The sequence below is a fragment of the Paenibacillus sp. FSL K6-1318 genome (genome assembly GCF_037976905.1).
Lineage (GTDB): Bacteria > Bacillota > Bacilli > Paenibacillales > Paenibacillaceae > Paenibacillus > Paenibacillus amylolyticus_A.
The window spans coordinates 2,853,121-2,874,815 of the sequence record NZ_CP150270.1; the positions used below are offsets into that span (position 1 = coordinate 2,853,121).

Here is a 21,695-nt window from a genome sequence, read left to right on the forward strand (position 1 = left end):
GGAACCATGATGACACAAGAAACTTATGACTTGATTGCGATTGGAACAGGAAGCGCGGCAAGTTCTGTAATCACCCGTTGCGCTGAAGCTGGATGGAAAATCGCTGTAATTGATGAACGTGAGTTCGGCGGAACGTGTGCACTGCGCGGCTGTGATCCCAAGAAAGTGCTGGCTGGAGCGGCTGAGCTGATCGACTGGAATGAACGGATGCAAGGCAAAGGAATTCAGGGACAGGCGACCATTAACTGGTCTGAACTTATGGCATTTAAGCGTACCTTTACCGAGAGCATACCCAGAGCAAGCGAGGATAAATTCAAACAGGCCGGAATGGATACGTTTCATGGTAAAGCCTCATTCGTCGATGAAGACCATATTCAAGTTGGAGAAGAAGTGCTTCATGGCAAACACATTCTGATTGCTACAGGTGCAAGACCTGCACCACTTCAGATTGAGGGTTCAGAGCATCTCATATACAGTGATGACTTTCTGGATCTGGAACAGCTGCCGGATCGATTAGTTCTGGTAGGCGGTGGCTACATTGCATTTGAGTTTGCTCATATTGCCGCCAGAGCCGGGACGGAAGTTCACATACTACATCGGAGTGAACAGCCGTTGAAATCATTTGACGCGGAGCTGGTGGAAGCTTTGTTGCAAAAATCGAAAGAGATCGGCATTCATGTTCACTTGAACGCGGAGGTGAAATCCATACGGCAAGAGGGGAACGCCTATGTCGTACATGGTACACGCAATGGTGCAGATCACCAGTGGCAGTGCGGACTAGTCGTGCACGGAGCCGGGCGCATTCCCAATGTCGATGGCCTGGAATTGGAGAATGGCAACGTCAGCTACAGCAAAAAGGGGATTACGGTGAACGAGTATTTGCAAAGTGAAAGCAATCCACGAGTGTATGCTGCTGGCGATGTGACCGACACAAAAGGACTGCCTTTGACCCCGCTAGCTGGACAGGAATCCCGCGCGGTATCGTTTAATTTGTTGGAGGGAAATCAACACAAACCATATTATAAAGTCATGCCTACCATTGTGTTTACTGTCCCTGCACTTGGATCTGTAGGCATGAGTACGGAACAAGCCGAGAAAGAAGGCTACGAGGTACAGAACAATGATACGTCGAAATGGTATACTTACAAGCGAACGCATGAAAAAGTTGCCATGGCCAAAGTGGTGATCGATAAATCAACCGGCCGTATTCTGGGTGCGCATGTGCTCGGTAGCAAAACAGAAGAATTGATTAACCTTTTTGCAATGGCGATTCAATTCAATCTAACGACTGATCAGCTAAACACCATGAATTTTGCATATCCTACTGCTGCATCGGACTTGGGTTCGCTATTGTAGAAGTGATGATGTCCCCTCTTTGGGACGGAAGGAAGGATGAGAATAGCGATGTCAACGGATTTTATAGGGCTGCATGAAGGCAAGTGGACCACGGAACCTGTTGCTGCGCGGATGGATAGGGATCGTTTCGTCGTGGAAGCTCAGGAAGGTAGTGACTTCTGGGAAAAAACATTCTATGGGTTCTGTCATCGGAATGGACACGCCATGCTTGCACCATGGGATGGAACGGAAGCCATTGAAGTATCTTTCGATCTGAGTTCATTTACCGAATTGTATGATCAGGCGGGATTAATGTTATGGTACGGAGAAGATCAATGGATCAAGGCTGGGGTTGAAGTCAATGATGGTGTCGCTCATGTTGGAGCCGTTGTGACGGATACGTATTCCGATTGGTCACTGTCTCCTGTGCCAGAGTGGGGCGGACGAATCGTAACGATTAGAGCCTCCTACAGTAACGAGGCCGTTGTCATACGTGCTCGGACAGATGAGCATGCCTGGCGAACGATTCGAGTTGCGCGGTTTGCCCATCCGATGAACAAAAAAGCCGGTCCGTTTCTATGTTCACCGAAGCGTGCAGGGTTCGAGGTAGCTTTTACGAAGTGGAGATCCACGGCACCGGATGAAGACTTGCATACAGATCCGCCAATTACGGATTAAAACAAGTTAAGCCAAGCATATCTAACTTAAAAAGTAATAGAACACGAATAGGCAAGTCTTCCATCAACGGAGGACTTGCCTATTCGTGTTTAAACATCGGACTATGGAGAGTACTTGAGAGAGTACTCCAGGTACTCGTATCATACTACACCGTGTGCATCGAGCTCTTTTGCTTCCTACAACGAAGATCTTTGCGAACCTTGGTGAATTTAATGTTTATTTACTCGTATCCGTATCCAGGGACTGGGTTTCGGTCTCTTTTTCATCCTCATCACCATTGGACTTATTGAATTCCAGCATACGCTCCTCGTAATCGTCCAGGAACCATAGTGGATCCATACTGTCTTCCTCACCGTTGTAATTGATCACGATTTCTTCGCCAGCCTTGATATCTGTATACGCGTAGAAGTCAAAGGTGTGGTTATCAAAATTGATATCATAAGTAGCGTTAGGTTCATAAGAGTGGTTGATCAGACTGCCGTAGCCGAGCAGAATGGCGGTATGATTCGCCCCATATTCGAACACGTAATCTTCCAAAATCGTTTTTTCGACATGCTCATGATCTTCATTCGAGTAAGGCACGACGGGTGCCTGATGGATAAGCGTTCCTTTGGCAATATCAACGGTAGCAAATACCCCGCGGTTAAATTCACCACCATCACCTAACTTGGATTGTTTCACTTCAATCATAATCTTCACCTGATGCTCTTCGAAGAGCTCCGTTCTGTATAGTAGTAAATCATTAAGGCAAAATTTTAACCTATACTTTCATATAAGGCAAATTTCCGCCAAAAAGGTGGAATAATTTTTAATATGGCGTTGAGTTGTGCAGGATATAACGCTTATAATATACAAAGGAGCTTTTTGCATAAATCCCCTGAACGTCTTCCAATCAGCAAGATATAGATCGAAATGATTTTATTCGTCTATATCTTGTACCCGTGAGCGGTAGGATTCGAATTTATGCAAAATGCTGAAGAATTAAGTCTATATAGAAAAGGTGTCATGAATGAGCATATTAAATGTAGAAAAATTAAGTCACGGTTTTGGTGACCGTGCTATCTTTAACGACGTTTCATTCCGCCTCTTGAAGGGCGAACATATTGGTCTGATCGGGGCCAATGGTGAAGGTAAATCCACCTTCATGAACATTATTACAGGCAAGCTTCAGCCGGATGAAGGCAAGGTAGAGTGGTCCAAACGGATGCGTGTTGGTTATCTGGACCAGCATGCTGTATTGAACAAAGGCCAATCGATCCGTGACGTACTTCGCGGCGCGTTCCAGTATTTGTTCGACATGGAACAGGAAATGAATGATATGTATGGCAAAATGGGCGATGTGACTCCAGGGGAGCTTGAACAACTTCTTGAAGACGTAGGTACGATTCAGGATACACTGACGAACCAGGACTTTTACATGATCGACGCGAAAGTGGATGAAACCGCACGTGGTCTGGGTCTGACAGATATCGGTCTGGATAAAGACGTCAATGACCTGAGTGGTGGACAGCGTACCAAAGTACTGCTTGCCAAGCTGCTGCTTGAAAAACCGGATATTTTGCTCCTGGATGAGCCTACGAACTATCTGGATGAATTGCATATCGAATGGTTGAAACGTTATTTGCAGGAATATGAGAATGCTTTTATTCTGATCTCTCACGATATTCCGTTCCTGAACAGTGTTATCAACTTGATCTATCACATGGAGAACCAGAATCTAACTCGCTATGTGGGCGATTATGATCATTTCCAGGAAGTGCATGAGATGAGAAAACAGCAGCTGGAGTCGGCGTACAAGCGCCAACAACAAGAGATTGCTGACCTCAAGGATTTTGTAGCGCGTAACAAAGCAAGCGTAGCTACACGCAATATGGCGATGTCCAGACAGAAGAAGCTTGATAAGATGGATGTCATCGAGATCGCCAAGGAGAAACCGAAACCGCAGTTCAACTTCCGTGATGCAAGAACATCCGGCAAGCTCATTTTCGAAACCAAAGGTCTTGTGATTGGTTACAACGAACCGTTGTCCAGACCACTGGATCTGCGTATGGAGCGCGGACAGAAGATTGCCCTCGTTGGTGCGAACGGAATCGGTAAAACAACCCTGATGCGCAGTATTTTGGGTGAAATTCAAGCTCTGGAAGGAACCGTTCAACGCGGTGAACATCTGGAGATTGGTTACTTCCAGCAAGAGATGAAGGATGCCAACTACAATACGTGTATTGAAGAGATCTGGCAGGAGTTCCCTTCGTATACCCAGTTCGAGGTGCGTGCTGCACTTGCGAAATGTGGTTTGACTACAAAACACATTGAGAGCAAGGTAGCTGTACTAAGTGGTGGGGAGAAAGCCAAAGTGCGTCTCTGTAAGCTGATCAATAACGAAACCAACCTGCTTGTGCTCGATGAGCCGACGAACCATCTGGACGTTGATGCCAAGGAAGAGTTGAAACGTGCGCTCAAGGCTTACAAAGGCAGCATTCTGTTGATTTCCCACGAACCGGAATTCTATCGTGATGTGGTTACGGAGACTTGGAACTGTGAGTCGTGGACGACGAAAGTATTTTAAGGTCATACTAGCGAGCTTGCGAACAAGCTCGAAGGGTGAAAAAAGGCGCGAATTTTGCTTGCAAAACAGGCAGAACTCGCGCCTTTTTTGCATGGTTTTAACGAAAAATGTTTGAGTCGAATTCATAGTTGACAGCTTGAATAAGGCAATAATATAATTCAGGAAAGCGATTACATTTATATATTAGAAACCTGTTTCACTGCATAGGGGCAAGGAAGATACGGTATTCCAAATGGGTATCATTGCACTTAGAAGGGAAGACGGGTCTTTTTTTGCTCTTTAATGAAACCGGTTTCATTGAAATAAGGAGGTGGACCTAGCTCGTTACTGACCGCTGGCTGCTGAGGACAGGCCGGACAACAACACCGCGCCTTCAAGAACCATGCTTTCATCTTCCAAGCCAAAGGAGAGAATGAACATTGGATAAACTCAGGAAACCCATGATATTCATGTTATCTGCTACACTTGCGCTATCCTCCGGACCGCTGATGCTGCCGAGTAAGGCATATGCTGATCTGAACAGTATACCCGCCACGTTGTTGCAGGACGATTTTTCGGATGGGGATTTCACGGCATCACCAGCATGGAACGTAAGCTCAGGCAATTGGGAAGTGATTGCGGACCCGACAGATGCATCCAACTCGACGCTTTTCCAGAGCGATACCAATGAAGGCATTATCTCTACTGGAGACTCCATGTCGGACATGACCGTGTCCATGCGCTTTTTCACGGGAGCCGGTCAGGGGTATCCGGGAATATTGCCGCGGTTTCAGGATAAGAGCAACTTTTACTATTTTCAAATGCAAGTTCCTAACAATAAACTCGTTTTCTCGAAAAGGGTAAACGGGACAGATTCACCACTGAAAACAGTGGACTATGCGTTTGTCAAAAATACGTGGTACACGCTCAAAGTGGTGCTTTCGGGTACCTCCATTCGAGGGTATATCTCGGAAAACGGCTCCGATCGGTTGGTATTCGATCTGGTCGATCCTACATACGGGTCAGGTACCGTTGGCATTCGAAATAAGTGGCAGTCGGTACATATCGATGACGTCACAATCGCGGAGCAGCCGCCAGGGAACGATATTCAGCTATCCATTGCAGAGCAGACGGCATCTTCGGTTTCCCTGCAATGGTCTGAAATCTCAGGTGCATCAACCTACCGCCTCTATCGTTCCTCCACGCCTGAAGGCGGCTATTCCCTGGTAACCAACACCGGAACTTTGGGACACACAGATGAAGGATTAAGCGGGGATACGGTGTATTATTACAAGCTCGCTTATGAATACGGAGGCCTAACCGAGTCATTATGGACTGCTCCGCTGGAAGTTCGGACGACAGCGGCGGCACCACAGGCTCCTGGCGAATTAAAAGCGGTAGCACTCAATGCCACGAGCGTGAAGCTATCTTGGCCCGCCGTGGACAAATCAACTGGCTATCGTGTGGTTCGATCTGAAGCTGGCAGTGACCAATATGAGCAGGTTTACGAAGGGAAGGGGCTTGTTTTCACAGATGAGGGACTTGAGCCCGGCAACAGCTACAGCTATCGCGTGACGGCCTACAACGCAGCTGGGGAGTCAACGTTCACTGTTGCAGAAGCCACGACGTATTCCATTGACTCTCCTGCAGAGTTTGCTGCAACAGCTGTGACGGATACATCAATCTCTCTCGGATGGAATGTCCTGCCTGGATCTGATGTAACGTATACAGTGTCCCGTGCAACCAGTACTACGGGAACGTATCAGCAGGTCTATAGTGGTAATGAAAGCACGTTTACAGATAGTGGTCTGACGATGGGCACAGGATATTTTTACATCCTCCAGGCGACCGTAGACGGCGTATCTTCTCCCGCATCCGCACCGTTGGGTGTTGCCACAGTTCGCACAAGCATTACTCCGGGGCAATTGTGGCCAGATCTGGACGGGAAGCCGATCGATGCGCATGGAGCTGGTTTTTTCTATGATGAACAGACAGAGACCTATTACTGGTATGGCGAATATCATAAGGGCGGCTGGCCAGCGGTTGGTGTGCGTGTGTATTCTTCCAAGGATCTGATGAACTGGACGGATGGAGGCATGGCTTTAACGACGCTCCAATCGATGGATGATTTTGACAATGACCCGTTGATCTCTGAATTGTATGCGGGGCGTGAGGACCGCGTGGATATCTGGGCAGATATTCGCAAAGGACGGATTATTGAACGACCAAAGGTCATCTACAACGACAAAACGAAGAAATACGTAATGTGGGCCCACATGGACGGCGACAAGGACCCTTATAACGATAATGCAAACTACGGTAAAGCGCGGGCTGGTTACGCGATCAGCGACTCTCCGACAGGGCCTTTCGTGTATCAGAAGAGTTACCGAATGGACAGAACCCCCGAAGGAGAGAAAGATTACTTCCCAAGTGATGTGGGGATGGCTCGTGATATGACACTATTTAAGGACGATGACGGCACTGGCTATCTGATCTACTCCAGTGAGGAAAACCTGACGCTGTATATCTCCAAACTGACTGAAGACTACAGTGACGTAACAGGGTGGCATAAGGAAGGACGAACGGATGACAAAGGCAATCCGGTACGTGATTCCACCTATCAGGCGGAATACGGCGTCGATTACGTGCGTGTGTTCCCTGGAGGGCAACGCGAAGCGCCAGCGATGTTCAAGTATCAGGGTAAATACTATATATTAACCTCCGGAGCTTCCGGATGGGCCCCTAACGAAAATAAAGTGACGGTGGCGGACAATATTTTCGGGCCTTGGTCAACGCAGACCAATCCGTTTGTACGTACGTTGCAAAGTGATCCCGATCCAGGCAAAGCATTTGGCACCCAGACCACATCCGTCATTCCGGTTGATCCGGAAAAAGGCAAATTCATTTACGTAGGGGATACGTGGAACGGTGGCAATTTCTCGAATGACGCTGCAAAATACGTGTTCTTGCCAATTGAGTTTGGAATAGGCTCCGACATCGCGATTAAGTGGTATAACAGCTGGACGCCTGACCTGCTGAATTCGATGGGCAAGGTCGATATCGCTGATCCGCTGCCAGAAGCTGTGGCGCTTGGCAAAGTACCCTCCTTGCCTACGACATTGAATGTGCGCGACGGGGATGAACTGGTGTCAACGCCAGCAGTATGGACGATTGATAATCGGGCCATGACGGCGGAAGATTTTGCTAGACCTGGACCGCTCACGTTACAGGTAACGACACCGGAATATAACAACAAAAAACAGGCGGTTCGTGTAAACGTCATTCCAGAGAATACACTATATTTTGTGAATAGCGGAGGTTATGAAACGGCTGATTATAGTCTCATGGGTGCTTATATGAAAGGGACGCTTGCCAATCCGGGAACAGCGGATCAGATGTACGCTCCGGCAGAGGGACGTAATTGGGGGTATGTCAGCCCAGATGCACTGGCATCCGGTTCGAATGGCGGGGATATATTCTCGACCGTACGTTATCTGAACGGTGGCAATGTCAGCAATTCTCCTAAAGGCACGGATTTAACCTATACATTTGATGTGCCGAATGGGACATACGACGTGTACGCCGGATTCAACGATCCGTGGACCAATGCATCACGCAGAGCGAATTTCATCATCAATGGCACCAATACCGGTGCAGTTACTTTTACACCTGCCAGTGTGAGAGCGCACAAAGGCATTAGTGTATCGGACAACAAGCTTGAACTGACCGTGCGCAACACGGCATCGCAGGACCCGATGATTAGTTGGATTATGATCGTTAAACCAGATGCGGCACCACCTGCCAATGACAGTGCTGGCCTCAATGCTGAGGCGCTTGATTCAACGAGCGCAACGCTTCATTGGGATGCACGTCTTGGTGCAGCAAGCTACAAGCTCTACCGCTCAGATCGTGAGCAAGGTGAGTATAGAGTGGTCTATAACGGAAATTTGAGAGAATACAAGGACAGTGAGTTGAACCCCGGCACAGATTACTATTACAAAGTGGAAGCTTTTGATGCGTCTGGGCAATCCGTGAGTGGTTTATCTTCCGCATATCAGGTACTTACGGTCCAGCAGACCGCTGCCGATGTAGCTACAGGCATTACGGAACTGGAACAGCCTTCTACAGGTGCAAAGAAACTGAAGTTACCGGTAGTGCCGCAAGGTTTCACGGTGACGATCGCTTCCAGTTCGGTACCGTCTGTCATTCAAACCGATGGAACGATTGTCCCGCCATCAAAGGAAACAACGGTACTACTTGCGTTGGAAATAACTCGAACTTCTGACGACAGTAAAGCTCTGACTGTGCCTTTGACGGTGAAGGTACCCGCGTATGTTCCTTCCCCCGGAGGTAACCCTGGTTCGGGCGGTAGTCCAGGCGGCAATTCCGGTGGTAGTCCAGGAAATAATTCTGGTTCAGACAACAATGGCGGACAGTCAGGAAGTGGTAGCCCAGGTGAAGAGAATTCTTCACCACAACCTGAGCCACAGAAAGACCGTACTGTTCTGGAGTTGCAGGGACAGTCCGACCAGAAGGGTGTAGTGCAGTTCAAAGTGGATGATTCCACCATCAAAGAGGCTTTCAAATTTGCGCCTAGAACAGAAGCGGGTCAACGCTTGGTTGAACTTCGACTGAAGCCGGTCTCGGGAGCAACTGCATATGAAGTGTCTCTGCCTGCCTCTGCGTTGTTGGATCAAGGTGAATCACATGTGTTCAACATCGTAACTGAGCTGGGGACGTTGGAGCTTCCTGCGACACTGTTAACGAAGGATGCGGTTAGTGACGGTATTGCGTTAATCCGATGGGTCAGAACGGAGCTACCGAAAACAGTCGCAGATCAGCTTGGCACGAAGCATGGGGTTCAACTTGAACTCCAACTGGATGGTCAGGCTTGGCCATCAGGAAGTGAGTTGGTGCTTCGTTTGCCTTATCAATCATCGCCAAATGCTCAGCAGGATCGAATTGTAGCGTTTGCCATTGACAGGAACGGTGTGGCAACCCCGTTGCCGCAAAGTCACTATAATTCTAATAGCGGGCAGATTGTATTTTCCGTAACACCACTTACAGGAAATTATGCTGTTGTCTCTGTAGAGCAGACATTCGCAGATCTTGCAGAAGTGCAGTGGGCCAAGAAAGCGATGGAGGCATTGGCTGTCCGAGGCGTGATTGATGCTGAGGCAAGCGGAGATTCCACTCAGTTGCATCCAAAACAGGAGATGACCCGCGGCCAATACGTACAGTGGCTGATGACAGCACTGGGCTTGAATACGGCTTCCGGAAATGCGTTCTCTGATGTAAACGAAAAGGCTTCTTACTACGAAGCAGTTACAGCTGCGCGTTCGCTCGGCATTACCGGGGGGACTGGTGACGGGCGTTTCTTGCCAGAGTCCACGATCACCCGTCAGGAAATGATGACGTTGACAGTGCGAGCTCTTGCAGCGGCTGGACTGGTTGACTCCGAGATGCCTGCAACAGATAGTCTCACTCGTTTCCGCGACGCTTCCAAGATTCGCTCTTATGCTCGGGATAGTGTGGCATTACTTGTGAATTTGGGCATCGCCAACGGGTACAAAGGTGAGGTGAAACCTCTTGCCGAAGCGACCCGAGCCGAATCGGCTACGTTGCTATATGCGATGATGAGCAAACTCGTATGGAATAAGTGATGATACACCAGAATCGGAGCGTGTGAAAAAAGGCTTACTTTGACCTGAAACCCAGGTTGGAGTAAGTCTTTTTGCGTTACCCTAACAGAGGTGGATTCGCACATATTGTTCCTTTATCAGCGAAACTGATAAATGTCATAAAATCATTGAAATTGACCCTAAACACCCGGTGTGTTAGGTTTTAGATAGAAGAAATTTAATTAATGTGATCATTTTAGTCGGAATTAAAATCGAAGCAATGCGCGAGGTGGCAAACAGTGGAACTTCAAGTGACAAACAGCCCTTTTAATCAAGAACAAGTTGAACTGCTTAATCGTCTTATTCCTACGTTGACCGATGGACAACGGACTTGGTTGAGTGGATATATTGCAGCAATCCAGGCAAGCGCAACAATAGCGGCTCCAGCTAACCTGGTACAGGCTCCGCCAACTACAGGTATTGCGCCTGTCAGTGCTCCGCCAGTGTCTAGGGAAGTGACCGTGCTCTTCGGTTCACAAACCGGGAATTCCAGTGGCCTATCCAAGAAGCTGGCCAAGAAACTTGAAGAGCAAGGTCTTCAGGTAACGTTATCATCGATGGGCGATTTCAAACCGAACGGACTCAAGAAAATTGAAAACCTCCTTATCATCGTTAGTACCCACGGCGAGGGTGAACCACCGGATAATGCGATTCCGCTGCATGAATTCCTGAACAGCAAACGAGCTCCGAAGCTCGAAGGACTCCGTTACTCGGTGTTGGCTCTCGGAGATACCTCCTATGAGTTCTTTTGTCAGACAGGTAAGGACTTCGATAATCGATTGCAGGAATTGGGTGGTACAGCTCTTGTACCGCGCGTGGACTGTGATGTTGATTTTGATGAAGCAGCTGCGGAGTGGATGAATGAAGTACTGGCATCATTAAGCAGCACATCTGGTGCTGCGGGCACAGTAACCACTGAAGCTGTTACAGCTGCGGTGAGCGGCGGGGAATCCGAATATGATCGCACGAATCCATTCAAGAGTGAAGTTTTGGAAAATCTCAATCTGAATGGCAGAGGCTCGGACCGTGAAACACGTCACATTGAGTTGTCTTTGGAAGGGTCCAATCTGGATTACGAGCCTGGTGACAGCCTTGGGGTATTTCCTGAGAATCACCCACGTCTTGTGGATGAATTGATTGCAGCCATGGGATGGAATGCCAATGAGCGCGTGACTGTGAATAAAAACGGGGATCAGGCATCTGTGCATGAAGCGTTGCTGCGTTATTTCGAAATTACAGCCGTAACGAAACCAGTCGTGGAACAACTGGCGAAGCTGAATCCGGGAAGCGGGCTGACAGCGTTGCTCGCAGATGATTCCGAATTCCGTACAGTCATGAATAGCTGTGATCTGCTGGATCTGGTTCAGGATTATAATCTGAAAGGTATTCCTGCTGCAGAATTCGTAGCTGTTCTTCGCAAAATTCCGGCACGTCTGTATTCGATAGCGAGCAGCTCGAAGTCTTTCCCGGACGAGGTTCATCTTACGGTTCGTACGGTACGTTATGAAGCACGTGGCAGAGAGCGTTACGGTGTATGCTCGGTTCATCTGGCTGAACGAATCGAAGCTGGCGACACCCTGCCTGTATATATACAGCATAACCCGAATTTCAAGCTGCCTGAGAACCCGGATACACCGATCATCATGGTTGGCCCAGGTACAGGTGTAGCGCCGTTCAGATCTTTCCTTGGTGAACGTGAAGAAACAGGAGCAGAAGGCAAGACATGGCTGTTTTACGGGGATCAGCATTTCGCCACCGACTTCCTATACCAGACCGAATGGCAGCGCTGGCTCAAAGATGGTGTGCTCACGAAGATGGATGTAGCCTTCTCACGTGATACGGAACAGAAAGTGTATGTACAACATCGCATGCTGGAACACAGCAAAGAGTTGTACCAGTGGCTTCAGGAAGGTGCAAGTGTATATATCTGTGGTGACGAGAAAAAAATGGCACATGATGTGCATGCTGCGCTTACCACGATTCTCGAACAAGAAGGCGGCTTATCGCCTGAGCAGGCATCGGAATATCTAACACGGTTGCAACAGGATAAACGTTATCAGCGGGACGTCTATTAATTACCGGCCCAGCCGGATTGCATTATCCCGCAGAGACGAGAGGAGAAAGCAGCATGGCTTATAATAACTTACTTAACCCACAGCGCACGAATAGCGATGTGGAAGATATAAAGATCAAAAGTGATTACTTGCGCGGAAGTCTGACCGAAACGTTGGCTGATCGTATCACGGGTGCGATTCCCGAGGATGACAACCGTCTGATGAAACACCACGGCAGCTACATGCAGGATGACCGTGACCTGCGTAATGAGCGTCACAAATCCAAACTGGAGCCTGCATACCAATTTATGTTGCGTGTGCGCGCTTCCGGGGGTATTGTAACACCAGAGCAATGGTTAATGATGGACAGTGTTGCACATAAATATGCGAACGAGACGATTCGTCTGACCACACGTCAGTCTTTTCAACTGCATGGCGTACTGAAGTGGGATCTCAAGAACACCATTCGCGAGGTGAACGATTCGTTGCTAAGCACACTTGCTGCATGTGGTGACGTGAACCGTAACGTGATGTGTAACCCGAATCCGAATCAGTCCGATGTTCATGCTGAAGTGTATGAGTGGGCATGTCAGGTGAGCAATCATCTGGATCCTCGCACGCGGGCCTACCATGAACTGTGGCTGGACGGAGAGAAAGTGATTGATTCCCAGGATTCCGACGAAGAAGTTGAACCGATCTATGGCAAAGTATATTTGCCACGTAAGTTCAAAATCGGTATTGCTGTACCGCCATCCAATGATGTAGACGTCTTTTCACAGGATCTTGGCTTTATTGCTATTGTGGAGAACGGCAAGCTGCAAGGCTTCAACGTTTCCGTTGGCGGTGGCATGGGGATGTCTCATGGTGACGCCAAAACCTATCCTCAGGTGTCCAAAGTCATTGGGTTCTGTACGCCAGAGCAAATGATTGATGTTGCAGAGAAAACAGTCATGATTCAGCGTGATCACGGTGATCGTGCGGTTCGTAAACATGCTCGTTTCAAATATACGCTGGATGACCGTGGTGTGGAGTGGTTTATCGAAGAGTTGACTACCCGTCTGGGATGGAAATTGGATGTGGCACGTCCATATCATTTTGAGACGAACGGAGATCGATATGGTTGGGTAAAAGGCAATAATGGCAGATGGCACTACACGCTTTTCATTCAGAATGGTCGTGTAAAGGATGTTGACGGCTATCCGCTCATGACGGGTCTGCGTGAAATTGCCAAAGTGCATACGGGTGATTTCCGTCTGACAGCGAACCAGAATCTGATTATCGGTAATATCAGCAGCCAGAAGAAGAAAAAGATTGAAGCACTCATTCAGCAGTACAACCTGACCGATGGTGCGCATTACTCTGCGCTGCGCAGAAGTTCGATGGCTTGTGTTGCACTTCCGACCTGTGGTCTGGCAATGGCTGAGTCCGAACGTTACTTGCCATCTTTGATCGACAAACTGGAGCCAGTACTGGACGAAGCAGGGCTGAGAGACAAAGAGATAGTCATTCGCATGACGGGCTGCCCGAACGGATGCGCAAGACCGATGCTGGCGGAGATTTCGTTTATTGGTAAAGCACCAGGTAAATACAACATGTATCTCGGAGGCAGCTTCACCGGACATCGCTTGAACAAGCTATACAAAGAAAACATTGGCGAAACCGAGATTCTGGACACGTTGACTCCAATGGTTAATCAATATGCCAAAGAGCGCAATGAAGGTGAACATTTCGGAGACTTTGTCATTCGTGCGGGATATGTTCCAGAAGTGCTGGATGGTCGACAATTTCACGCTTAAATGAGTGGGTAATATGAACGAAAGTTAAGACTGATTTAGCGCGGAAGCATTCCTTATGGAGTGCTTCTTGTTTGTTATATATGATGGGAATAGAGATAACGGTAGTTGTTGCAGAGAGATTTATGAGAGGATAAACTGTGGCTAAACTTTAAACGGAGATGGATAATCACCGGAGTTATTCCCATTTTTTCGTGTGTATTAACTTGTTGAAGTACGCTCAACAAGATATAATGGCATAGTAGAAAGCAGATTACATGTTGAAAGTGAGCGGAAACGATATGGGTCGTAAGTGGAATAATATTAAGGAAAAAAAAGCTTCAAAAGATGCAAACACGAGCCGGGTCTACGCTAAATTCGGCGTTGAGATCTATGTAGCTGCCAAGAAGGGCGAACCAGACCCGGAAGCGAACCGTGCACTGAAAGTCGTGCTGGAGCGTGCCAAAACGTATAATGTACCCAAAGCCATTATTGACCGTGCGATGGAAAAAGCAAAAGGCAGCGGGGATGAGAACTATGAAGAGCTGCGTTATGAAGGCTTCGGACCGAATGGTGCGATGGTCATCGTTGATGCACTCACCAACAACGTAAATCGTACAGCGCCGGAAGTGCGCTCTGCGTTTAACAAAAACGCTGGTAACATGGGCGTCAGTGGTTCTGTTGCTTACATGTTTGATCCAACAGCGGTTATCGGTGTAGAAGGCAAGAATTCCGAAGAAGTACTTGAACTTCTGCTCGAAGCAGATGTGGATGTACGTGATATCGTGGACGAAGACGATGCTGTGATTGTATATGCAGAACCGGATCAATTCCATGCTGTACAAGAAGCATTCAAAGCTGCGGGTATTACTGAGTTCACAGTAGCTGAGCTGACGATGCTTGCGCAAAATCATATTGAACTTCCAGAGGATGCACAAGCTCAGTTCGAGAAACTGATCGATGCGCTTGAAGATCTTGAAGATGTTCAACAGGTTTACCATAACGTAGAGTTCATTTAAGAGAACTAGGCGATATGTGATTTGATTGCATAAAAAAAGAGTGTCTGTCCAATCTCCCGGATTGGACAGACACTCTTTTTTGTTCGTTTATGAGTCAGACTGAAGTGTTCCAGGGGACTGCTCTGATTTTTCCGATTTCCCCCCACCGAACTTGAACAACACAATTCCGCCTACAATGACAAGTACACCGAGCAGTTGATTCCACGAAAAAGGAATTTGCTCCAGACCGAGCCATCCCATGGAATCAAACAATAGAGCAAAGCTCAGTTGGGACGTCAGTACGATTGAGATCGCATATGTGGGGCCAAGCAACTTCATCCCTTGAACGAGACAGAAGACTACACCAACGCCGATGGCTCCACTGAGCCAGTACCAAGGTTGCATATGCTGAAAGCTGAATGTATTTTTGCCTTCCACTAGCAGAGAAATGAGGAATGAAGCAATGAATCCGGTGAAGAGGACCATCGTTGTAGTGGACCATGAACCGGTACGTTCATTGACTTTGCTATTAAAAATCGTTTGCAGACTGACAAGTGCACCTGCCAGTAATGCAAGCGAAATACCTGTGATTAACATGGTTGTCGAACTCCTTATTCATAAATGTTGTGACCTGCTATCTCACGTAGACCCGCCCGATCCTTGATCATAATCAATCCTTGATGTCGTTCAATTAATCCGTCTGCACAGAGCTTCTGGATGACCCGGTTCAGATGTCGGTAACTGGTGCCGATCAGATTCGCGATGTCAGTTAGATTGAACGCGTCCAGCTCTTCGTGAACGACGTTGCCGGCTTCTTCTGTCGAGATGGAGAGCAGGTAGCTGACTAGACGAACCTCAACGGGATACATCAGGTTGAAATTGGAGAAGTTTGAGTCGATGTAGAATTTGTGTGAGATGATTTTGAGCAAAAATTTAAGTAAAGGTGCATAATCGCTGGCAAGCTCAGCGAGCCATTGATAATGAATGCGAAGCATCACCACAGGCGATACGGCCTGAACCGTGTTGACAATATCGCTTTCGCGGACATACTCTATGTCGCCAACGACTTCAAGCGGTGTTTTGAAACAAAGCACCAGCGTTTTATCCTGAGCAGAGGTTGTGAAAATCTTGATTTTGCCCTCGACCAGTACGTATAAATATTCGGAAGCTTCTCCTTCACGACAGATCAGTTCACACTTCTCGAAGTGGCATAATGTCATATGTGGACGCAGGGGCTCGTGAAATACCGTTTCGAGTTGATATTGTTTCAGATAGTGCATTAATTGGTGCTCGTTATGGATCTCTTCCACGCTGTTACTCACCCCCGACTATATTCTCGAAAAGCTACAGTTTCATAATGATAACGCCCGTGATCATCAAGGCAATGCCCAGAAATTGCGGCAGTTTCATCTTTTGTTTCACCACGCCAAACCATCCGTTACTATCCACCAGAAAAGTCAGGAACAGCTGCGCAATCAACAGGGCCGAGATCGTGAATGTAACCCCAATTTGCTGAATGGCCGTTACTTCGCTGAAAATAATGACGGCGCCAAAAGCACCTCCAGCCAGGTACATGGGTTTTACTTGTTTGAGTCCTTGAAGGTTGGTGTCACGAACGAACAACAGGATCAGCGCCGCTAATATGAATCCTGTTAGTTGTGTAATCGTAGCGGCCTGCCATGTGCCCATATCCGTGCTAATCCGAGTATTGGCAACCCCTTGCAGCGTGATACACGCACCACCCAGTAATGCAAAAATAATTCCTCTCATATGTACTCTCCTTATTCAATCACTTCGACTTCTATTTAATGATAAACTCATCCCAAACGCCAAGGACAAATGTCCTAAGCTCTGAAGTCACAGCATTTAGAGTACAATAAAGAACCCCGAAAATCCAGATGGGGCATGAAGAGATGCGAGGCATATGGGCTTAGTAGTCATTTTTCATAATCTCTAATTAACCTGTTGGACCTATGTCAAAAAAGAGTCTGCCGACTCGACCCTGGAGCGTAGAAAGTATGTAAAGCTCCGAGGTACGCTGGGCAATGAGATTAGAAACAATCAGCTAGATACTCTCCGTGCACATTAATCTAGTATTAAATCACAGTATACAAAGGCTTCTCGCCTACAAAACGAACACACAATCCAGGAAAACGTTCTGCCAAACTGTCTGCCAAAAGCTTCATCCCTGAAGCCTCGCTCTCGGCATGTCCCATCATGATCAGTGCCTTGGACTTGCCTTGTTGCACGGCATCACGGATATATTCCGGTGTCTCCCATTCGAATCCTTCTCCAGCGATAATGAGATCCAATTGCTCGTTCTGAATCAAGGGAATCGTTACAGGGCCATTGCCACGAAAACCTACCAATACCGCTGCGCGTCTACAGACTAAATCCGCATTGCCTGCAACGCGTACATACTCGATCCCAAGGCAACTTTTCACATGGTGAGCAATAGCTTCAACGGTTTGTCCTTCGGGAAAAGAAAGGACGTCTGCTTCCGGTAGTCGTTGCTCCACATCAGAGGACCACCCCAAGGCTTTAATCAATCCTTCGGTAATGCCATCCGGTTGAAACCGATGGATGATATCATGACATCGATAGATGGAAATGCCTGCTTCGTCGATCAACATTCTTTTGTCCACATAAACTGAATCATTTGCAAGCCAATCCGTATGGCTGTGATGGCTATAAAACGGAGATTCATGCGCAATGATCAAGTTAGCACCGTGCTGTATGGCTTGTTCAATAACATAATGTGTGGGCATAAAAGCAATGATAATACCTGTGACCTCTCGATCAAGTGATCCCGTAATGAGCTGATCCACCGTGTTTTCCGGCAATTCAATGTTTTCTGTGAGATGAAGTACAATGTCTTGAACAGTAAGGTCCATAGGATGCATTCCTCCAATGACAGGATATAAAGGTAGTGTACCATTTTGACATGTGAAATCTACTGTCTTCCAGATTATAGGGGTCATTTTTACTGTTTGCGGTTAATACTTAAATATACAGTTTATAGTCAGTTACGATAACAACGGAGGAATGTATGGGATGTGTACCGATGTTGGATTCATATAGTTTTCTCTAACAAGAATAAGTATACTTACATAGAGTCTTTGTCTTCATTAATGGAGCTGATTGCAGCGCAAGTAGTTCTACTTTAAGGCCAATAAGATTCAATTGAGGATAAGCATGAATTTGCATATACAGAACAGATTGTGAAAGGGGATAACTACGATGACATCAACAAATATTATGGAACGTCTGAAGAACGAGACAGCTCATTATCACAGACAAGTAGAACAGAACCCTTATGCGAAAGCCATTATGAATCAAACTGTGACTATAGAAGAATATAGAACATATTTAGAGAAATTTTATGGATTCCTGAAACCGCTGGAAGATCAGGCTGTACAGCAGCCTTTCTGGGGAAGCACGGGATTGGATATCGAGATTAGAGGCAAGGCTGGACTGTTGGAAAAAGATTTACGAAATCTGGGTGCAAGTGAAGAGGAGATCAGCCAAATTCCGCTCTGTGAAGAACTGCCGGATATTTCAACACCTGCGCGTTTGTTCGGATATCTGTATGTCATTGAAGGGTCCACGAACGGTGGACAGATTATGACCAAGCGTTTGTCGCAGTTTCTGCCGATTGAAGCTGATCGCGGTTTGGAATATTTCAATGCCTATGGTACAGAGACAAGAACAAGATGGAGCGAGTTTATGGGTTTGCTGCAGCAGTCCATCAGTACTCCAGAAGATCATGACAATATGGTGCACAGTGCATCAGAGACTTTCCGACTGCTGGATCAATGGATTAATACGTAGGGCGGACTTTTTTTTCATATTTTAAAAGGTATCTATATAAGTTGAACTAATCATTTCAACTTATATAACATCATGAGAGGGGATTTTCCTGGCCATGGCCGAACCGAAGTCCAAGAAAGAACAAAATTTGTTAAACCGCACATTGCTTCAACAGGGAACATACACGAATGATCCAATTGATCTGAATAACTGTGATAAAGAACCGATTCATATCCCCGGTTTTATTCAACCTCATGGTGTGCTTTTGGCCATCAATACCAGTCATATGCCAACGATTGTTCAGTGTAGCCAAAATACGGAGGACCATCTGGGTATTGCCTATGAGAACGTTCTGGGCATGCCTTTGGAAAATCTGATCGGCGAGCAAGCTGTACGCAAACTGTTGGGCAGCAGCTTCAATGCAGCTGTAACCTCTGATTTGCATTACATGGATCTGACCATTAACGTATCCGGTGAAGACCGGATATTCTCTTCTGTTCTTCATGAAAGTGAAGGGCTGCTTATTCTGGAGATCGAGCCTTTTTATGATAAAGAGGACATGGAGACCACTGACTTTGAATGGATATCCCGATTCTTCGGTCGGATCAAAAGTACAGATAGTCGCGTGGAAGCAAGTCAAATTGCGGCTGAACAGGTGAAGGAAATGCTCGGTTATGACCGAGTGATGATCTATGAGTTTGACGAGCAATGGAACGGTAAAGTTATTGCTGAAGCGCGTGAACAAGAACTCGAACCCTTCCTGGGACATCACTATCCGGCTTCAGATATTCCAAAACAGGCCCGGGAATTGTATCTTCGCAATTGGTTGCGAACCATTGTGAATGTGAATTATAAACCCGTGGAGATTGTGCCTACGCTACAACCGCTCACAGGCAAACCGCTGAATTTGAGTCTTTCGGTCCTGCGTAGCGTTTCTCCTCTTCACATCGAATATTTGCATAATATGGGTGTAGGTGCGACGGTTACGATCTCGCTCATTCATAATAATCAGCTGTGGGGACTCATTACATGCCATCATTATTCGGCTAGATATGTGCCCCATCGCGTACGGAATCTGTGCAATTTCCTGGGCGCGTTCTTCTCGAATGAATTGTTTCAGCGGCAGCAACTCGATAATTATCAATCGGAGATTCAATCACGTGAAGCCGCTTCACGAATTGCCAACATTTTTATCGGTAACACAAGTCCTGCCCGAGTACTTGAGGAATTACAGGGAGAAGAAGAGACGGTGCTGAATCTGATGGGTGCTGCCGGAGCAGCAATCTGTTACCAGGACAAGTTGTTGTTGTATGGTGAAACGCCAAACAGTGGACAGATTCGTGAACTGGCAGGTTGGCTTGCAGGAAAGTCCGAGGATTATAGTTATCATACGTCGAAACTGAGTGCAGAGTATGAAACATCCAAAGCTTATCAGGATAAGGCTTCCGGGGTTATTTATGTTGCCATTTCCCCTGGACAGCACAACTATATGATCTGGTTCCGACCTGAGGTCGTTCAGGTTGTCGATTGGGCGGGTGACCCCGCGAAGGCAGTGCTAAAGACAGATGATGGCATGCGGTTATCTCCGCGTAAATCATTCGAGAAATGGCGTGAGGTTGTAAAATCAACTTCGTATCCTTGGACATCCAAAGAGCTTAGCGTGTTACCTTTACTCAAAACCATTGTACGTCGGCAGACAGAGAACCAGTTGGTTCAGGCCGAAGAACAGGCGCTTCAGAATGCTCGTATTTTGCGACAAAATGAACAGCGTTATTTGCAGTTGATGGATTACTCGCCTGTGGCATTCTTTACTTTGACTGACGGCCAGATCATCTACTGCAACACGAAGGCTGCTGAGCTGCTCGGATTCGAGAGTTCCAAGAACCTGACAGGTAAGGACTTCAGAGAATTTGTACCTGACAAAACGAGAGTCACGTTGCAACAGAATTTTGAAGAATTACAACACAATAACACAAGTTTGATTACCAGCCAGTCGTATTTTACTACAGCTGCAGGTACCTCATTGTTGCTTGAAATTACACTTGCTTCTGTTACGCATGCGGGCAAGCCATCTGTAATGGTATTACTGCACAGTGGAGCGTCCCACCATGAACAGGACAGCTACTCGGAAACGACAAGCCAGCTGCAGAATTATCTAACGACAGATCCATTAACGGATATGCCGATCCAGACGGTGTTCAGGTCACAGCTTCAGGATGACTGGGATGACTGTTTACAGGAAAAATGCAGTCTGGGACTGCTCATTATAGATATTGATGATTTCCGCTCATATAATGCAGCTTATGGTCTTCAGGGAGGCGACCTGTGTCTGCAATGGATCGGTGAGGTGCTTACGGTCGTTAGCGAACAGCACAATGCTCTGATCTCTCGCCTTCGCGGAGGTACATTTATGTTGAAATTGAAGAGCACAACATCTGAGCATTCAGCGCAACTTGCAGAAGAGATCAGACAACATGTGCTGGCTCTGCAGATTCAGAGGGAATCATCCGGTCCAAGTGGCGTAGTAACGGTCAGTGTGGGCGGTGCAGTTCTGGTGCCTGATGAGCAATCAAATGTAGCCGATCTGATTGAAAATGCGAGTCAGGCGCTGGTGCAAGCCAAAAGTGAAGGTAAAAATCGCGCAATTGTCGTGTGAATACGCCTCTGCAACGTTCGTTTGGCAACCATATAATCATGTTTTGGAAAAGTGAAGTAGACTTGTTGAAAAGAGGGCAGAGATGCCTTCTTTTTTTGATTCAAGGAATGTCTTAATTTCGTCACCGCAGACACAGGACAAGTGTTATAATGATCCCTATGGATAC

Annotated in this window: 14 protein-coding genes; 9 read left to right on the forward strand and 5 right to left on the reverse strand. The window is 47.1% G+C overall.

Going from position 1 to position 21,695, the window contains the following annotated elements; translation table 11 throughout:
• The first annotated feature begins 9 nt into the window (after nt 1-9).
• The gene (locus tag NYE45_RS12810) at nt 10-1,356 is read left to right on the forward strand and encodes an NAD(P)/FAD-dependent oxidoreductase (RefSeq protein WP_340016912.1); all 1,347 of its coding nucleotides are present in this window, start codon (nt 10-12) and stop codon (nt 1,354-1,356) included.
• A 48-nt stretch (nt 1,357-1,404) separates the two neighbouring features.
• Nucleotides 1,405-2,013, forward strand: a complete 609-nt coding sequence (locus tag NYE45_RS12815; RefSeq protein ID WP_340016913.1) for a DUF1349 domain-containing protein — start codon at nt 1,405-1,407, stop codon at nt 2,011-2,013.
• Nucleotides 2,014-2,229: 216 nt separating this feature from the next.
• Here NYE45_RS12815 and NYE45_RS12820 read toward each other — a convergent pair whose 3' ends face one another.
• Entirely contained in the window at nt 2,230-2,703 is a 474-nt protein-coding gene (locus tag NYE45_RS12820) for an SET domain-containing protein (protein ID WP_340016914.1), read from the reverse strand.
• Nucleotides 2,704-3,022: 319 nt separating this feature from the next.
• On the opposite strand from NYE45_RS12820, the gene NYE45_RS12825 reads away from it, so the two are divergent.
• From NYE45_RS12825 to NYE45_RS12845, 5 genes are all read left to right on the forward strand, one after another.
• On the forward strand, nt 3,023-4,579 hold the full coding sequence (locus NYE45_RS12825; protein WP_340016915.1) for an ABC-F family ATP-binding cassette domain-containing protein: 1,557 nt from the start codon (nt 3,023-3,025) through the stop codon (nt 4,577-4,579).
• A 419-nt stretch (nt 4,580-4,998) separates the two neighbouring features.
• Complete coding sequence (locus NYE45_RS12830; protein ID WP_340016916.1) at nt 4,999-10,221, forward strand: S-layer homology domain-containing protein; 5,223 nt, start codon at nt 4,999-5,001, stop codon at nt 10,219-10,221.
• Nucleotides 10,222-10,478: 257 nt separating this feature from the next.
• Nucleotides 10,479-12,314, forward strand: coding sequence for an assimilatory sulfite reductase (NADPH) flavoprotein subunit (locus NYE45_RS12835; protein ID WP_340016917.1), 1,836 nt, complete (start codon nt 10,479-10,481; stop codon nt 12,312-12,314).
• A gap of 53 nt (nt 12,315-12,367) precedes the next feature.
• Nucleotides 12,368-14,089, forward strand: coding sequence for an assimilatory sulfite reductase (NADPH) hemoprotein subunit (gene cysI / locus NYE45_RS12840; protein ID WP_340016918.1), 1,722 nt, complete (start codon nt 12,368-12,370; stop codon nt 14,087-14,089).
• Nucleotides 14,090-14,367: 278 nt separating this feature from the next.
• Nucleotides 14,368-15,084 (forward strand): YebC/PmpR family DNA-binding transcriptional regulator, encoded by a 717-nt coding sequence (locus NYE45_RS12845; RefSeq protein ID WP_340017363.1) that lies wholly within the window; start codon nt 14,368-14,370, stop codon nt 15,082-15,084.
• An 87-nt stretch (nt 15,085-15,171) separates the two neighbouring features.
• On the opposite strand, the gene NYE45_RS12850 is transcribed toward NYE45_RS12845, so the two are convergent.
• The 4 genes from NYE45_RS12850 to NYE45_RS12865 form a co-directional block, all read right to left on the reverse strand.
• Nucleotides 15,172-15,660 carry a DMT family transporter gene (locus NYE45_RS12850; RefSeq protein ID WP_062834134.1) on the reverse strand — a complete coding sequence of 163 codons (489 nt, stop codon included), beginning with the start codon at nt 15,658-15,660 and terminating at the stop codon, nt 15,172-15,174.
• A 14-nt stretch (nt 15,661-15,674) separates the two neighbouring features.
• Nucleotides 15,675-16,373, reverse strand: coding sequence for a cyclic nucleotide-binding domain-containing protein (locus NYE45_RS12855; protein ID WP_340016920.1), 699 nt, complete (start codon nt 16,371-16,373; stop codon nt 15,675-15,677).
• Between the two features lie 34 nt (nt 16,374-16,407).
• Nucleotides 16,408-16,833: a DMT family transporter gene (locus tag NYE45_RS12860; protein WP_062834136.1), complete on the reverse strand. Its 426-nt coding sequence runs from the start codon at nt 16,831-16,833 to the stop codon at nt 16,408-16,410.
• Nucleotides 16,834-17,159: 326 nt separating this feature from the next.
• Nucleotides 17,160-17,957: a Nif3-like dinuclear metal center hexameric protein gene (locus tag NYE45_RS12865; protein WP_340016921.1), complete on the reverse strand. Its 798-nt coding sequence runs from the start codon at nt 17,955-17,957 to the stop codon at nt 17,160-17,162.
• Nucleotides 17,958-18,303: 346 nt separating this feature from the next.
• Between NYE45_RS12865 and NYE45_RS12870 the strand changes: the two genes are divergently transcribed.
• Together NYE45_RS12870 and NYE45_RS12875 are read left to right on the forward strand one after the other, a co-directional pair.
• Complete coding sequence (locus NYE45_RS12870; RefSeq protein ID WP_340016922.1) at nt 18,304-18,894, forward strand: biliverdin-producing heme oxygenase; 591 nt, start codon at nt 18,304-18,306, stop codon at nt 18,892-18,894.
• Between the two features lie 94 nt (nt 18,895-18,988).
• Complete coding sequence (locus NYE45_RS12875) at nt 18,989-21,529, forward strand: diguanylate cyclase (RefSeq protein WP_340016923.1); 2,541 nt, start codon at nt 18,989-18,991, stop codon at nt 21,527-21,529.
• The last annotated feature ends 166 nt before the right edge of the window (nt 21,530-21,695 follow it).

What these genes read in the sequence shown, in the direction of transcription:
- NYE45_RS12810 (WP_340016912.1), top strand. Translation starts at nt 10, where the DNA reads ATGACACAAGAAACTTATGACTTGATTGCGATTGGAACAGGAAGCGCG.
- NYE45_RS12815 (WP_340016913.1), top strand. Translation starts at nt 1,405, where the DNA reads ATGTCAACGGATTTTATAGGGCTGCATGAAGGCAAGTGGACCACGGAA.
- NYE45_RS12820 (WP_340016914.1), bottom strand. Translation starts at nt 2,703, where the DNA reads ATGATTGAAGTGAAACAATCCAAGTTAGGTGATGGTGGTGAATTTAAC.
- NYE45_RS12825 (WP_340016915.1), top strand. Translation starts at nt 3,023, where the DNA reads ATGAGCATATTAAATGTAGAAAAATTAAGTCACGGTTTTGGTGACCGT.
- cysI (WP_340016918.1), top strand. Translation starts at nt 12,368, where the DNA reads ATGGCTTATAATAACTTACTTAACCCACAGCGCACGAATAGCGATGTG.
- NYE45_RS12845 (WP_340017363.1), top strand. Translation starts at nt 14,368, where the DNA reads ATGGGTCGTAAGTGGAATAATATTAAGGAAAAAAAAGCTTCAAAAGAT.
- NYE45_RS12850 (WP_062834134.1), bottom strand. Translation starts at nt 15,660, where the DNA reads ATGTTAATCACAGGTATTTCGCTTGCATTACTGGCAGGTGCACTTGTC.
- NYE45_RS12860 (WP_062834136.1), bottom strand. Translation starts at nt 16,833, where the DNA reads ATGAGAGGAATTATTTTTGCATTACTGGGTGGTGCGTGTATCACGCTG.
- NYE45_RS12865 (WP_340016921.1), bottom strand. Translation starts at nt 17,957, where the DNA reads ATGGACCTTACTGTTCAAGACATTGTACTTCATCTCACAGAAAACATT.
- NYE45_RS12870 (WP_340016922.1), top strand. Translation starts at nt 18,304, where the DNA reads ATGACATCAACAAATATTATGGAACGTCTGAAGAACGAGACAGCTCAT.
- NYE45_RS12875 (WP_340016923.1), top strand. Translation starts at nt 18,989, where the DNA reads ATGGCCGAACCGAAGTCCAAGAAAGAACAAAATTTGTTAAACCGCACA.